The organism is Mesorhizobium sp. (assembly GCF_965229135.1).
Classification (GTDB): domain Bacteria; phylum Pseudomonadota; class Alphaproteobacteria; order Rhizobiales; family Rhizobiaceae; genus Mesorhizobium.
This window is the reverse complement of the sequence record NZ_OZ245860.1, coordinates 1,471,670-1,486,974: the sequence shown is the minus strand read 5'-3', so window position 1 is coordinate 1,486,974 and position 15,305 is coordinate 1,471,670. Positions and strand designations below refer to the sequence as shown.

The window sequence follows — 15,305 nt, the reverse complement described above, 5'->3', positions numbered from 1 at the left end:
GCCGTTTTCACGCCGCAGACGGCGGAGGCGACAAACTTGATTGCCTCCGGCATGGGTTGGTCCTCTCTGTCCCAGCAGAATCAGCAAGAACCAGTGAGGTGCAGGCAGTTATGTCCGAGCCGGATCGTATCATACGCCTCAAAACCGTCCTTGCCCGGACCAGCCTGTCCCGTTCAACAGTCTATCGCAAGATCGCCGAAGGCACATTCCCGGCTCAGATTAAGATTAGCGTCAATGGTGCCGGCTGGCGCGAATCCGATATCAATCGGTGGATCGCAGACCCTATCTCGTGGTGCCCAAGAGCGGGGGCGGAAGGATAGCGACTAGCGGCAATCGGTCGGGAGGCACATCGCGGCCATCGATAAAGGTTCACCGATTCAGACCGAGTAGGAGCCGATTGCTGACATTCCGGTATCGGCTGAGTGATTCGAGAAGCGGCTATTCTTGCAACCGAACCTCTCAGATTTTCTGAGGTCATTGACACGGCCTCGAAGGCCGCTGTTAAGCGCGCGATCGTTCGGCGTGAGCCAGAGGCCAAGTTAGGTCCCCCAAATGCCAACAACTCACCCCAATGGAAGTACGAGGAGCTTGCGATAGCGGCAATTAAGCAGAATAATTGCCGACCTTATTCCTTTCGCCGACAGGTAACAAAAATGACTGAAGGAAATAATCCTGTCACCGGCGCACCTCCTTCGGCGACTAAAAACAGTTTTAGGTTCCTGCAGGGCAAAGAGAACATAATTCCCCCGGCGGAGCGAAATTTAGGCACTGCCGGCGACGCTCCTCAGACTGACCCTGAGGCCGAGTGGCAGCGGCAGGCTGGTTTTGCACGTGGAAAGTTGGCGCAAGCCCTAAATGGCCGGAACATCGCGTTTCTATTCGGATCGGGAACTTCGTCTTTCTCCGTAAAAAAGTCCGCCGAAGATGGTTGGGTCGAGCACGGCATCCCGACGATGAAATATCTCGCCGAAGAATTCATGGAATTGGCCGCCGAGGATGGGGCGACAACGGAGCAGCGCCAGAAATTGGTCGCGGCGTTCGGATTGGATATCGCTGACGCTGCCTATGCTGGCAACCTTGAACGCCTAATGGAGAAGCTGATTGCACTCCAATTCGGTTTCGCAAAACCAGTATCAGCAAGTCAGCAAGAAAATGAGCCAAGCCCTAATCTGGCAGCAAGTCCTGGAGCCATCGCGCCGGTCGGAAACGCTCTCGCCGCGACAGATGAAGTCGAAAGCGTAATCCTGAAACTTCGCAACTTCCTGGTAAAAAAGATGTCGACCGGTCTGTTTTCCGAAGGCGACACAAAGGTTCGCGATACGTATGAGCGCTTTTATCGCCGCCTCGTTTTTCGTGAGCGCAGCCTTCCACGCCCTTGGATTTTCACAACCAACTATGACCTTTTCAGTGAACAGTCGCTCGACCGAATGGGCGTCTCTTATTCGAATGGATTTAGCGGAACTATAGATCGGCGCTTCAATCCCGCCGTCTACCGATATGCCCTCGCAGAGGAAATTGATGTCGGCGCAAGAAAATGGTCCGCCGTCGATGGCTACCTTTATCTCTGCAAGCTGCACGGTTCGATCAACTGGGTTGCTGCAAAGGACGGTCTGTATCCGGTAAGGGAGTTGCCTGGCCCGCCAAAGGCTGGCGAGGGCGATCCGATCATAATCTATCCAACTCCGGCGAAGCAGGGCTTCACACTTGGGACGCCGTACGCTGAGTTGTTCCGGCAGTTTCAAGAGCGCGTGGTTCGCGAGCAAAGCGTGCTTTTCGTAATTGGCTACAGCTTCAGCGATGATCACGTAAATAACATCATTTATCAGGCCCTCTCCATCCCAACTTTCCGTCTGGTCATATTTTCCGACCCCGACACGGACGGTGAGATTGGCAGGCTGAGAGACCTCGACGATCCCCGTATTTGGATTGTGGGCGGCAAGCGACCTGATGGTCAGCAGGCACATTACTTCGCGCCGATGGTCGACGACCTTCTGCCTTACCTTCCAAGCGACCGTATTGATGTCGCCTTAGAAAAAGTTCTCGCCATGGTCGGCCGTCAACCGCGTCAAGGACAGGGTGAGACTGAGTGATCAGCGACGAGCGCGCCCGCACCATTGGAAAGGTTGTTTCTGTCACCTCCGATCGCTTTGTCGTGGAGATGCAAGGACGCACGGACAATTTTACCGTCGTCGGCTTTGATGGCATCCACTACGTCGCGCGCATTGGGAGCTTCGTAATCATCCCTGTCCAATCCGAAAAAGTGGTGGCCGAAGTTGTTGGGTTGAGAGAGCGGGACCCAGGAGCATCCGACCACGCGGGAGAATTGGATAAGGCCGCATCGGCAAAGTTTCTGGATCTCACGCCGGTCGGCAACATTGTTGAGAAAAAATCAGACGAAACCCGAAACGGTCTGGTTCAGCGGCAGTTTGAGTTCCGGTTCGGCGTGACAACCTTCCCCTCACTATACGCGGATGCGCTATATGCTCTGCCCAGCGAACTCGATCTGGTATTCGATACGGCGGACACGGTCGTCGCCGACGAGCCAGGGAGCTCAGCTACAGAAGCAGAAGGGCCAACTGCCGGCTCTGATGGTCAAATCACTTCGCCGATAGCCGTAGCAGGGACGAGGTTAGAAGCGCTCAAAATTGGCAAGTCCAGCGTATTTCAGGACTATGACGTAAAGGTTCGCATCGACGCCTTTTTTGGCGGCCACGTCGCAATCCTTGGAAATACCGGGAGCGGAAAATCCTGTACGGTCGCTTCGGTTATGCAGTCGCTGTTTGAGCGACCGGATGAGCATCACGCACGCGGGGCGACGTTTGTGGTGTTTGATGTGAATGGTGAGTACGAAGCGGCATTGGGTGCACTACCGCACGGGATTCAGACGACCGTTCTCACTCTCGATGGGTCTGCGGACGAGGGCAAACTAACCCTTCCGCACTGGATGCTCGATTTCAGTGAATGGGAGCTACTGCTAAAGGCCAGCGAACGGGCGCAGCTGCCGGTCTTGCGGAATGCTCTGGGGATTGCAACGTTCATGGCACCTGCAGCAACCGGAGCCGACGCGATAAAATTGCGCCGCCACATCATCGCGTCTGCCGCGAAGGGAGCATTTCAGAATGATGTAGGGGGAGGCGCTGGTGGGAAAGGCCAGCTTATTTACGGCGTGCTTGAGCGATTTGCAGATAGTCAACTGAATACCGACTTGCTTACAAGCAATAACTTCAACTCGCAATATGGGACATTCAATCCATCAGGTGCTGCTAGCGCGGCTCAAAATCAAAAGAATTTTCTGGACGCCATCGACCGGTTTATTTTGCCCGACGCGAAAATGCCGACCTACAAAAATGTGCCTTTTGAATTCCCGGAGCTAGAAACCGCTTTCGAACTTGCGATCCTTTATGCAGAGGCGCACGGCAATCGCCAAATCCGCGACTACTGCTCATCGATGCTAACGCGTCATTCAGCTCTAAGCGACCGGGCGGACTATCGATTCATGCGGGCTCCTTTGCTGGGCGGCCAAACGGCGCGGAGCCGTGTTTCGGATTACTATAAGAATCTGCTTGGCCTTGAATCGAACAACGGCAGTTTCATCAAAAAAGCCAACGTCATTGTTATTGACCTCAGCCAGGTCGATGACGAAATCGTTGAGCTCGTCACCTCGTTTGTAGGACGCACGCTTTTCAAGCTGCTTCGCGCGTCAAAAAACCGGAACAAGTTTCCGATCCATCTCGTGCTGGAGGAGGCACATCGGTATATTTCGGAGAAACCCTCGCGCTTTGCCGTCGATGCGGGTGTGGTTTTTGAACGCATCGCCAAGGAAGGTCGGAAATATGGCCTTCTACTCATCCTGGCGTCGCAACGGCCCAGTGAGTTGTCCAAAACCGTGCTTTCTCAGTGTGCCAATTTCTTGGTGCATCGGATTCAAAATCCAGATGATCTGCTGCAAATTAGACAGATGACGCCTTCAATATCGGATGCCATTTTGAAGCGGCTGCCCACTCTGCCAAAGCAGCACGCGTTGGCATTCGGGAGCGCAGTAGCACTACCGGCGACGTTTCGGGTTCGAACGGCGCATCCGCGTCCTGACAGTCACGACGCTGAGATTTCAAAATTGTGGTATCGAGGCGCCACCAATCCGCTGAAGATCGATCTGTCGTCGATTATAGCAGCGGATGATCCACCCGCGCCTGGTGACGCGAGCTCTAGCCCATATCCTGCCCCAAGTCCCGGCTCGCCAACTGCCCCAACTACCATCACAACGGCAGAGATGCTTGACGACGAAATCCCGTTTTGATTTCGGTTTTCGGCGCGACCAAGACCGCGTTGAGGAAAACTGGTGAACAAGCAACTGCCTGAAAATGGCGAGCGCAGTGAGATAGCCGCCATGAACTTCAATGCTGGGCGAGGCCCTGGCGGCTCCGCCTCAGCGTTGCTAGCGACGACTCGATGCTACGTAGTGCTTCCCTCTGTAGATATGCTCCCAAATGCCAAAACCAATAGAATCGCGAACATAGGCGGGGCGTCGGACAGCTGATAAAATTAACTTAAAGTTCCCACGTTCCCTGCGGGATGGTCGTCGGATTTCTTTGAAGTTGACAGAAAGCATGGGCCTCGATGAGGAAGTACCATCCGCCGCTAGACAAAAATTGCTTCTTCGCTAACGATCAACCTCATGACGATGTCTAAAGATTCTCACCATAGCATCTCCGCGCCGATACTTACGCAGTTGGACAGCCGGGACATCGCGCTGTGGTTAGCCGGCAGTGACGATGCTTTGGAGGCAGGTGCCGCCATCGGCATGTGTCAGCTGCCCTGGAGTGTCGTGCTCTCGGAGCGCTCAGACGAGGCCTTCGTGCGGGGGCTTGAGGCAGCCGAGCCGGTCGACCACCCGTTAGTCCGTCGCCGCGGCCTCATACACGTCGTGGATACGGATCCTGCCGATGTGCTAATGCCGCCGCGCCATCTGGCGGTTCTCCTGCTGAACGGAAGGGGTACCCAGCGCCGCACAGGCCTCGCAGCGCTGACGCGGCGTCTAACGATGTTGCAGGAATTGCGTACGCGATCGGTCCGGCAGCTGATCGTTGCAGTGGCGGGCACCTTTGCCGTGCCGGATGAACTGGGCGAGCTGTGGGACGATGGCTTCCGCACAGTACTGACCTTTGTTTCCGACCACCCTAGTGCGGACGAGGCACTCAGACTTTGGCGGAATGAACGATCCGCGCCCTTCGTCACTCTAATCCGAGCAGCGCCGTCAAGCTTCGCAGAGGCACTGAGGACAGAGTTTCTGCGCGGGCGCGATGGCTCGCGCGTCGTCCGCATTAGGGACGACAGGGGAGGGACGCGAAACGTTGACGCGGCCCACATCGACGATCCTCAACGGCCTGTATTAGCCGGATACGAACTAATCGGTGTTGAAGAGCTCACGCCCATACAGCCAACAGACCTCACCGCGTCGGAGGTCGACGGCTTCTTCTCTGATCCTGCGACTTCCTGGCGGCCCTACGCCGCTGGCTTGGCATGGCAACGTGAAGCGGCCGCCTGGGAGACCCTCCGTTCCCGGTTGCGGTTGCTCGATAGAAATGGGGTGGAAGCTAATCGCATTCTCTATGTCACCGCCGAATCTGGGGCTGGCGCAACTACCTTCCTGCGTGACTTGGCTTGGCAGGCTGCGTCGGCGGGTTATCCAACGCTGGTCGCAAAGCGTGGCCCGTCGTCGGCTACGGGTCTTGAGCTGTCTGGTCTGCTCACAAGGTTAATAGGCGCGGACAGGGACCATAATGGCGGCGGTCGGCTGTATGAGGCGCCATGCGTCCTGATCTTCGACCAGAGCCACTGGTACGCAAGGCACGGCGAGTTGCTGAATTTTGCTCGCGAGATCGCACGTAGCGGGCGTCGCGTGTGCATCGTAATGGCGACTGGTCCGATCGTCGGGCTGGAGGTCCTGGGCGATTCAAGATTCGTCCCGCTCGCAAGCTTGTCGCACCGGGTCAAGGCAAGCGACGCGCTGCTCTTGGGGAGACACCTGAATCGGTTTCTGGCTCCGCACAACACCGCTCGGACTGACGCCGAGTGGCGCGCTTTCTTTGATTCCACGGCAGTTGGGGCTTCTCGGGGCGTTACCGCTTTCTGGATCGTGCTCGCCTTCTGGCTGCAGCGACAGGTCGACCTTGGCGAGACGGTGCAGTCGCGAGTGTATCGAGCCTTTCGTGATCAAGTTGCCGATGGCGAGATAAGGGTGGCATTGCTGAGAGTCGCTGCATTCAGCACAGAACGCGAGCCGCTTCCCGATGCGCTGCTTCCCGAGACAACCGGCTGGCCTCTCGCGGAGCGTATAGAGGATGCGCGTAAGGAACTTGGGATTCTCGGGCTCACAAGGGTGCATGGTGAGACCGAGCGCTATTGGTCGCTAGCCCATAATCTTCTTGGGCGCTACCTGCTAGGCGGGCTGTTTAATGACTACAGCGCACGGGAGGCGCTTGGCTACGTCGAGGCAAGGAATCCCGAGCATCTTCGCTTCCTGCTGCTTAGGCAGATTTCTTCGCTACCTGTCCTCCAGCAGTCTCACCTTAGAGAGGTTGCCGACGCCTTCGCGATATCGATCTTTAAGATCGATCCAGATCATGGCCATGCCGCTTTCGTTCCGTTTTGGCGCGAGGTTCTGGCGGCTCTTGACGAAATGCCGCGGTCGCTGCGTGCCACGAGCAGGACGTTCCTTCACCACTGTTCAATTTCCCGGCGTCGCATCGCCTCCGACCCTGACGGCTTCATGGTCTCGGATCTCGAGCGCGTTGAACTGCTGAGCCGGGCGGCTGCGGATTTGGAGGTAGCTCTTCGCCTCGATCCCACAACCGGGGGAGAGTCGGACATCAACCTGTACAATTCGCTGGCTCATGCGCTTCACGATCTTGCAGAGGCGCAAGTTTCTGCGGGCTGTAGTGACACGGTTGTTCAGGCTTCCCGAGCGGCTGCCCAGGAGGCAACGCGTCGGGCCTATTCGCTCAATCCAGACAACTCATTCGTGGTGGAAACCTACGGCCGCGCACTTCTTGCCGAAGGGGCGGCAGACGAGCACGTCGCGGCCGGCCGGGCGCTGGAGGTGCTCGCGCTCGTATATGGCTTGATGGATCGTCCTGGGTCTGAGGCGCGCCGAAACGCGCTCGGGCGGCTCGCAGAGCGCGCCTTTGCGCTCCTGATGAACAGCAGCGGTACGGACAAGGCCGATCCAGAGACGGAGCTTGGAGCAGTCGCGATCGCCCTCGCCCAATTGGGCGCGGGCGTAGTACGCCTCCAAGGAGCGTCGCTTGCTGACTTGCCACCCACCAACCGTGCCTCGGCTGCCGCTGTTCTCGCCCAGCCGGTGCTGTCAGGTAACGTCCAAGCTGTTAAACTCCGCTACCTCTTGCTCTCGATTGATCGCCCACTCGACTTTGCAGTGCAGCTCGAACTCCTGCAATCACTGAATGGGAGCGGCCCCGCGTTCACGCCCCAGATGCAGCTGGAAATGGCCTTGCTGATGTTCCAGCAGAATCGGGCGCACGAAGGCAATATCCAGTTTCGGCGTCTCAGGTCGATGTGGCGGCGTGGTGAGCACTTCGTGGAGGTACCGGCGAGACTGCATTGGCTGCTGGACACATCTGGCTCAGAACGACGCCAAGTTAGAGCGCGGGTGGTTTCCAACGACGACGGTCGAGCATTTGCGAAGATCGAAGTGTTCGGAGGTGTCGAGGTACCCTTCCGACCTGCCGAGTTTGGCCAGGTTAGGCTTGCCCCGGGCTCTGAATTGGCAGGCTACATTTCCTTTGGGCACAATGGGCCTCTCCTGAGGCCCCTAACGGCGGCGTGGCGGTGACTGGGGTTGTCGAGCAGATGGCAGCTCAGATGGGCTGGAACTTGGCGCGCAATAACGTGATCGTGGAAGGAACGTCCGACGTCGCCTATTTCACCCGTGCCTCAGACCTCCATGCGATTGAACACGGCCGGCCCTTGCTAGATGCCGATTTGGCAGTTGTCGCGGCCGGTCGTAGTGATGACGGGGGCGTCGATGGTGTGAATCGTCGCCTCAGCTTCTTCCGACAACTTGCCGAAAATGACGCGGAGGCAGCGGGCGTGGTGCTGCACCGCTTCGTCGGTCTTTTTGACAACGACATGGCTGGCAGAGGCGCTTTTGTTGTCGCTTCCCGCTTCGATCGTCGGGTCGAGCCCTATGTGGATGTTTTTCTGCTGCATCCGGTGATGCCTATGTTTCCTCCAGCGTTGGACCGCGCGATGGAGGTTGCTCGAGTGAACCGGCCGTTCGGACGTATTGATTGGGAGATCGAGGACCTTTGTTCCGAGCGCGTCCTGTCAATTCTCAAAGCGCAGCACCCGAGCGGCGTTTTGGCTGAGGTCGAGCGTGGCGGGCGGACGCACCGCGAAATCCATCCCCAAGCAAAGCCCAGATTGAAGCAAATCTTCGTGGAGCAAGCTAAACTTGGTGACGCTGCTGGTTTCGTCGAACTTCTCAGGATGCTGAGAATTTACTTGAATCTTGATCACGATTTCATTAAATCGTAAGAATATCCAGTCGCTGCGACAGGTTATTCCCTCAGGATAATCATCTCAGAGTGTTTCAGTCAGCGCTAGATGTACTCCCGGGTTCTGGTCATTTCCCATCCACTCGACGGGCAAGCCGAACACCGGGTCCGCCTCCATTCTGTGAAATGAATTCGATTCCTGCGGCCTCAAGTGCCTTGGCCAACGCTTCAAGCGTTGTTTGTCTGGGGGCAGTTTGAGAACTCTCGATTCTGGCAAGCGTCCGAACTGTCAAACCGGATGCGTTTGCCAAGTCGTCTCTTGTCCAATCGATCAATGCCCGTGCTGCGCGAATCTGCTGGGGCAATATGTCCTTTTTCATGACATTCAACTTGCTAAAAGTCACAAAAAGTGACATTAATAATTACAGGACACGGCCGCACAGGTGCTGGTAACACCGGTGCGGCCTGACCACGCCTAAGCTTCTGGGAGCTCGGATCATGGCTGATTCCGACAATAACACGACTTTGCCTTTCGTCACGCGCAGGAAGGTGCTTGCGGGAACAGCAATCGCAATGGCGGCAACGCAGGCTACATCGTTTGCTCGCAGCGAATTGGAGGGTGATGACGCCATTGATCCAGCGGTGGTGGTGTGGAAACGATGGCAGGCGGCTTGGGAAGAGACTGAACGGCTTTGCAATCAGCAGCAGCAGTTGGAGAGGGTACTTATCGAGACCGTCGGTTTCCCTTGTACGACAGTGAAGTTTTCCGACGGCGAGAGCGTGACCGTTCACTCTCTTGAAGCCCTCCAAGAATTGCTCGATGTTCGTTCGGCGAACACAGCGGCTGTCACTCAGGCCGAAGCCGAAATCGTAGCCCATCAGGCGCGCTGGGATGCGGCCGACAGAGCGATTGGTTACTCAACGGGCTTGCTTGCGGAGCGCGAAGCTGCCGAGAAAGTGCGGGAATTGCTGGAAGCCTTTTCCCAAGTCCCTGCTACGTCGCTTGCTGGTATAGCCGCTAAGCTGGATGCAGTGCTTAGGGAAGGGGAGTATTCGCTGCACGACAGTGAACCACCATGGCCACAAATCCGCTCGGCCTTAGACGATATAGCTCGGATTAGAGAGCAGAAAGTCTCGAGCTGATGATCGCGATTTCGGTACCAGGTTTGGTGATTTTCGCGGGGGCTTACCGAGACAAACTCTCTACACATGGAGCGACTGATGCAGTTCCGAAAAGCATTTGCGGAGCCAGGGCGCCGCAGCGTCTTCAACGCACCGGTAAGCCGTGGAATCGAGAGTGGCCCGCACCCTGCTGATCAATATGTCGGCAGGCAGATCGCTGCGGTTCGCGTGCAGTCGGACGTATCGCAGGCCCAGCTTGCCCGATCTATAGGGATCAGTTTTCAGCAGCTGCAAAAATATGAGAACGCTAGAAACCGCGTGAGCGCCTCCATGCTCTTCGAGATCGGCAGTTCATTGGCCGTCCCAGTCAGCCGTTTTTTCGAAGGCCTGCCGGGCAATGAGACTGACCGTGACGTTCCTACGCTACCGGTAGACGAGCGCATCGATTTTATTGCCAGCGCGGAAGGACGACGCCTGATTGAAGGGCTGGTGCAACTTCATCCACGGGTGCGCGGCCGTGTGTCGGCCTTGATCTCCGCATTGGGGGAGGAACTGGCGGCCGTCGACAAGGAGAGCGGAACGTCCGCCGAACCCATTTCGGTCGCGGGCAGGTTGCTTAGGTGATTCCTGTCGGAAGCTCGCGAGTGCTCCTTACACCACGCTCCTCATTGATTGACAGGCGCTGGGAATTCCAGAGCCCGGAATGACTATCGGAAGCGAAGCGGAGTAGAAAAGGCAACGGTAGCGTACATAACGGGCATGCGAGATTACGCAGATTTCAACGATCCTTGCTCTGACCGCGCAATCGCGCGTTCGAAACCGGGCAAGTGCGATGAAGGCAACACGCAGAGATGCCAGTCGGCAGGTCGAGGCCGTCCCATATTCTCGGCCGCGCGCTGTCGACGACGCCTTGCTGGAACGAACGGTTCAACTCTTCGAGGCACGCACCGGTCGTTCGCTTTCCAAGGAAGAAGCGCGCCAGATCGTAGAGAATGTCAGCGGGTTCTTTCGGATCCTTGCCGAGTGGCACAAGATCGATTGAGTCGGACCCACCTGATATCGCGTTATGGCTCTTGGCCGCCTCAGATGGCACGAGGAAAGACGGTTCCGCCGACTGCAGGTCCGCACGTTGTGCCAGTCCTGACCGCCGACATGTTAATCACATGTGCGGTTTCGTGACCGCGAAGGAGCTGAGATGAAGCCGATTGACAAACGGGAAGCACCGAAGGCGAAGCCCGGCAGCTTCGTGAAAGCACTGCTTTATGCGCGCGTGTCCTCGAAAGAGCAGGAGAAAGAAGGCTTTTCGATCCCGGCGCAATGCAAGCTGTTGAGAGAATATGCTCTTCAGCGGCAGTTTGGCATTGTCGAGGAATATGTTGATGTCGAGACCGCCAAGAACACCGGGCGGACCAACTTCGGCGAGATGGTCAAATATCTGCGCAAGCATCCTGGCGTACGCGTCATCCTGGTCGAGAAGACCGATCGCCTCTACCGCAACCTCAAGGATTGGGTGACGCTCGACGAACTCGATGTCGAAATCCACCTCGCCAAGGAAGGCGTGGTGTTGTCGCGAGACTCGCGATCCTCGGAAAAGTTCATGCATGGCATCAAGGTGCTGATGGCCAAAAACTACATCGACAACCTTTCTGAGGAAGCTCGGAAAGGGCAGATGGAAAAGGCGGAACAGGGGATTTGGCCGTCCAAGGCGCCGCTCGGCTATCTCAATGTCACGGCCAAGGACGGTAAGAAGGTCATCGAGCCGGACCCTGTGGTAGCGTCGGTTATCACCAAGCTATTCGAGCGCTACGCGACCGGCCAGTATTCACTCAAGGCACTCACGAAGGCCGCGCATTCCCACGGCCTCATCCATCCAAAGAGCGGCAATCCGGTACCGGTCAGTACCGTGCACACGATTTTGCGCAATCGGCTCTACACGGGCCTGTTTCAATGGAATGGCAGGCTGCACCACGGCAAGCACGAGCCGCTGGTATCGATCGACCTCTGGGAACGGGTCCAGGGCGTCCTGGCAGGCCGGCACGCGACCCCTATCCATTCCTATGGTTATGAGTTCGCCTTCTCGGGCCTCATGACCTGCGCTGAGTGCGGCTGTGCGGTCGTGGCGGAGGTCAAGAAGGGGAAATACATCTACTACCACTGCACGGGACATGCCGACAAAGGCCGGGGCGGCTATGCGGACTGTCGCCGCAAATATGTTCGCGAGGAGGTGCTGGATAAGACCTTTGCCGGCCTCCTGGACCAACTTCATTTCGATGAGGAGGTTCTGGAATGGGTACGCGACGCGCTGAAGGCGAGCCATGCAGATGAGCGGCGGGAGCAGGAACAGGCGATTGAGCGGTGTCAGACTCAGTACAAGCGTCTCGAAGACCGCCTCAACGCCATGTACCTGGACAAGCTCGACGGTCGCATCGACAATGCCTTCTACGACCGCATGTCGGCGCAATGGCGCGTCGAACAAACGCGCCTGCTGCGTGAGATAGAGCGCCATGGCGAGGCGCAAGAATCATACATGGACGATGGAATCCAACTGCTTGAGCTAGCCCGCAACGCCAGCCAAATGTTCACTCGTCAGGCCCCAAATGAGAAAAAACGACTTTTGAATCTGGTGCTGTCGAACTGCGAATGGAGTGGCGGAGAGGTCCGCGCCGTTTTCAGGCAACCGTTTGATTTACTTGCGGAAGCGGCCGCGTCTGCCGCAGCTGAACAAGCTCGTGGGGATGTGTCGTTGACGAGGCATCCAATTTGGCTGGGGAACCTGGATTCGAACCAGGACTAACGGAGTCAGAGTCCGTGGGTCTACCGTTAACCTATTCCCCAGCAGGCGTGGTCATGAACCGCGCGGGCTGAGCGGCCGAGCCGCTGTGAGCGCTGCCTTGTAGCCGCCAGCGGAAAATAGTCAAGCCTGCTTTATCTTTCAAATCACAACGTTCCGCGATTTGACGCGCGGCGCCTACTTGCCGGGCCGGCTGAACTGCGAGCGCTCGAAAAACAGCACAACGCCCAGTCCAATGATCAGCGGGATGATCAGGTAGAACAGCCGGAATACCAGCAACGCAGCCAGCACGCTGACCGGGTCCATGTCCGACAGCCCAGCCAGGAACACCACTTCGAACACGCCAAGCCCACCCGGCGCGTGCGAGATCTGCGCTACCGAGAACGAAATGAGGAAGACGCCGAGCACAACGAAGTAACCGGGATTGTTTGCCTCGGGCAGGGCAAAGAAGATGATCGCCGCCGCCGCCAGAAGTTCGATCGGGCCGACGATCAACTGCCGGGCGACGATCGGCAGCGCCGGATAGTGCAACTGGAAGCTGGCGATCTTGAGCGGGCGCAGATGCAACCAACTGCCGAACACATAGGCGGCGACGATCAGCAGCATGGCGATCCCCGCCGCCTCCGAGAGGCCGTGATGGGCAATGCCGGAGAATCGGTCGAGGATCTGCGGCTCGAACACCAGCACCAGGCCGCAGGCTAGAATCGTCGACAGCACGAAGGTGATCCAGCAGATCGCCACGAGCACGCCGACCTCCTGTCCAGTCAGCCCCCTTGTGCCATAGGCGCGGTAGCGGATCACGGCGCCGGAAAACACCGAACCGCCGATGTTGTGCGACAGCGCATAGGTGGTGAAGGAGCAGAGCGTGACGAACAGCCATGAAACGCGCTTGCCTATGTGCAGGAGCGCGATGTGGTCGTAACCGGCAAGCGACGCATAGGCGATGACCGAACTGACAGCGGCGAGGATCCAGCCGCGGGCGGGAATGGCGGATATGCCGTCCCAGACATCATCGAGGGAGACGCCGCGCAGTTCGTGCCAGAGCAGGAAGAGCGAAAAGACAACCGCCGCAATGCCGACAACCGGCCAGAAGTAGCGTTTCCAGTTCATTGCTTGCCTGCCATGCGTTCGGGCCTGTTCCTCTTTCTGGTTCGCGGTGGCGGATCGACGACGATTCCCGATCCTTCAGCCCCATATTGAGAAATGCCTCATCAAAGCCGGCTATTCAACCAGTATGACGTTACCCACACATTACGTGACTGGAGTTGCGTGCTCATTCCATCTGTCACGAATGGGGCCTCGCCATGTGCCCGCATTCGTCCCGCCCGGCAAAATTTCGGCATGCGCTCTTGGTGATCCGGCCGGGCGCTGTTAGTCTTGCGACAACTTGAAACATGGAAAGCGCCTGCTGCGTCCGTTCAACGGTTCGCGCGGCGCCGGAAGGAACGACAGTGGAAGACCGCGACACCGGCGCAGGCGCGCCGGAGGTAGGCGCGTCCAGCGCTTCCCCACCGCAAGGCTCGGGAAGGCCATCCACCGGTCGGCAACATCGCCGTCCGGGGGAGCATCGGTCAGCCAGCAGGCATGCGGGCGCCGGGCAGGTTGATGACGCGAACCAGAATCAGAAGGGCAAGCCCAAGAAGCGGCGCAAGCGTCGGCGTGGGCGCAAGGTTTTTGCTCGCGACGAAGCCAAGGCCTCGGTGAATGGATCGCCGGCGCCTCGCGACCACGCGGCTCCGGCAGCCCCATCGCGTGGCGAACCGGCCGCGGTCCTGGCCACGATCGCGGCCATACGCTCGGATCCGGCCGTGCGCAGGCCGCCCATGCCGGAACTCCCGGTATTTGCCGCGCTCGATCTCGGCACCAACAATTGCCGGCTGCTGGTCGCTGTGCCCACGCGTCACGGCCAGTTCCGTGTTATCGACGCATTCTCACGCATCGTCAGGCTGGGCGAGGGGCTCACCGCCAATGGTCGGCTTGGGCAGCCCGCCATGGACCGCGCGGTCGAGGCGTTGAAGATCTGTGGCGACAAATTGCGCAACCGCAAGATCCGAAAAGCCCGTCTGATTGCGACGGAAGCCTGCCGCACGGCTGAAAACGGCGTGGAATTCCTCGATCGCGTGGAGCGCGAAGCGGGGCTGAAGCTTGAAATCATCGATCGCCAGACCGAGGCGCGGCTGGCGGTTTCGGGCTGCGGATCGCTTGTCGAGCGCGAAACAGAGGGCGTCGTGCTGTTCGATATTGGCGGCGGCTCGTCGGAGATAGCGTTGATCGATCTCGCCGGCCGTCGGTCGCCACGGCTCGCCAACCATATTGTCTCCTGGACATCATTGCCCGTCGGCGTGGTGTCGCTGGCCGAGCGTTTCGGTGGCCGCACCGTGACGCGCGAGATTTTCGCTGCCATGGTCGATGATGTCGCGGGCCGGCTGGCCTGCTTCGACGGACGCGACCGGCTGAATCATCTCAGGGCCAGTCCGAATTTTCATCTGCTCGGCACGTCGGGGACGGTGACGACTTTGGCCGGCGTCCATCTCGATCTGGAGCGCTACGATCGCCGCTGTGTCGATGGATTGTGGATGGACCGTGATAGCGTTGACCGCATGATCGAGAAACTGGTTGGGTGGGATTTCCAGCAGCGCGTCGCCAACCCCTGCATTGGCGCCGACCGTGCCGACCTTGTGCTGGCCGGCTGTGCCATCCTTGAGGCGATCCGCGCCGTCTGGCCTTCGGAGCGGCTTCGTGTCGCCGATCGCGGCCTGCGCGAGGGCATATTGAGCGAATTGATGGCCGACGATGGCGTCTGGCGCAACAATGGGCGTGGCAGAGCATGATCCAGAAAAGTGGCGCCCGGTTTTCGCGGACAAACGGTTCCGTTT

Annotated in this window: 11 protein-coding genes and 1 tRNA gene; 9 read left to right on the top strand and 3 right to left on the bottom strand. The window is 58.2% G+C overall.

Annotated features, from left to right (window positions below):
• The first annotated feature begins 110 nt into the window (after positions 1–110).
• From ACO07C_RS07355 to ACO07C_RS07335, 5 genes are all read left to right on the top strand, one after another.
• On the top strand, positions 111–320 hold the full coding sequence (locus ACO07C_RS07355) for a helix-turn-helix transcriptional regulator (RefSeq protein WP_421913525.1): 210 nt from the start codon (positions 111–113) through the stop codon (positions 318–320).
• 333 nt (positions 321–653) lie between these two features.
• Positions 654–2,090: an SIR2 family protein gene (locus ACO07C_RS07350; protein WP_421913524.1), complete on the top strand. Its 1,437-nt coding sequence runs from the start codon at positions 654–656 to the stop codon at positions 2,088–2,090.
• On the top strand, positions 2,087–4,297 hold the full coding sequence (locus ACO07C_RS07345; protein ID WP_421913523.1) for an ATP-binding protein: 2,211 nt from the start codon (positions 2,087–2,089) through the stop codon (positions 4,295–4,297). Before ACO07C_RS07350 ends, ACO07C_RS07345 begins: the two co-directional genes overlap by 4 nt.
• Positions 4,298–4,675: 378 nt before the next feature.
• Positions 4,676–7,852, top strand: a complete 3,177-nt coding sequence (locus ACO07C_RS07340; RefSeq protein WP_421913522.1) for a hypothetical protein — start codon at positions 4,676–4,678, stop codon at positions 7,850–7,852.
• 17 nt (positions 7,853–7,869) lie between these two features.
• Positions 7,870–8,556: a hypothetical protein gene (locus ACO07C_RS07335; protein ID WP_421913521.1), complete on the top strand. Its 687-nt coding sequence runs from the start codon at positions 7,870–7,872 to the stop codon at positions 8,554–8,556.
• An 88-nt stretch (positions 8,557–8,644) separates the two neighbouring features.
• Here the strand turns inward: ACO07C_RS07335 and ACO07C_RS07330 are convergent, their stop codons facing one another.
• The gene (locus ACO07C_RS07330) at positions 8,645–8,896 is read right to left on the bottom strand and encodes a helix-turn-helix domain-containing protein (protein ID WP_421917454.1); all 252 of its coding nucleotides are present in this window, start codon (positions 8,894–8,896) and stop codon (positions 8,645–8,647) included.
• A 118-nt stretch (positions 8,897–9,014) separates the two neighbouring features.
• On the opposite strand from ACO07C_RS07330, the gene ACO07C_RS07325 reads away from it, so the two are divergent.
• The 3 genes from ACO07C_RS07325 to ACO07C_RS07315 all read left to right on the top strand — a co-directional run bounded on the left by ACO07C_RS07325 (position 9,015) and on the right by ACO07C_RS07315 (position 12,432).
• A complete protein-coding gene (locus ACO07C_RS07325; RefSeq protein ID WP_421913520.1) occupies positions 9,015–9,659 on the top strand; it encodes a hypothetical protein in 645 nt (214 codons plus the stop codon).
• A gap of 78 nt (positions 9,660–9,737) precedes the next feature.
• The gene (locus tag ACO07C_RS07320; protein ID WP_421913519.1) at positions 9,738–10,262 is read left to right on the top strand and encodes a helix-turn-helix domain-containing protein; all 525 of its coding nucleotides are present in this window, start codon (positions 9,738–9,740) and stop codon (positions 10,260–10,262) included.
• A 571-nt stretch (positions 10,263–10,833) separates the two neighbouring features.
• Positions 10,834–12,432, top strand: coding sequence for a recombinase family protein (locus ACO07C_RS07315; RefSeq protein ID WP_421913518.1), 1,599 nt, complete (start codon positions 10,834–10,836; stop codon positions 12,430–12,432).
• On the opposite strand, the gene ACO07C_RS07310 is transcribed toward ACO07C_RS07315, so the two are convergent.
• Together ACO07C_RS07310 and ACO07C_RS07305 are read right to left on the bottom strand one after the other, a co-directional pair.
• Positions 12,400–12,473, bottom strand: a tRNA-Gln gene (locus ACO07C_RS07310). The two genes, ACO07C_RS07315 and ACO07C_RS07310, sit on opposite strands and share 33 nt — an antisense overlap.
• A 133-nt stretch (positions 12,474–12,606) precedes the next feature.
• Positions 12,607–13,539 carry a lysylphosphatidylglycerol synthase domain-containing protein gene (locus ACO07C_RS07305; RefSeq protein ID WP_421913517.1) on the bottom strand — a complete coding sequence of 311 codons (933 nt, stop codon included), beginning with the start codon at positions 13,537–13,539 and terminating at the stop codon, positions 12,607–12,609.
• Between the two features lie 341 nt (positions 13,540–13,880).
• Here ACO07C_RS07305 and ACO07C_RS07300 point away from each other — a divergent pair, with 341 nt between their 5' ends.
• Complete coding sequence (locus ACO07C_RS07300; RefSeq protein WP_421913516.1) at positions 13,881–15,260, top strand: Ppx/GppA phosphatase family protein; 1,380 nt, start codon at positions 13,881–13,883, stop codon at positions 15,258–15,260.
• The last annotated feature ends 45 nt before the right edge of the window (positions 15,261–15,305 follow it).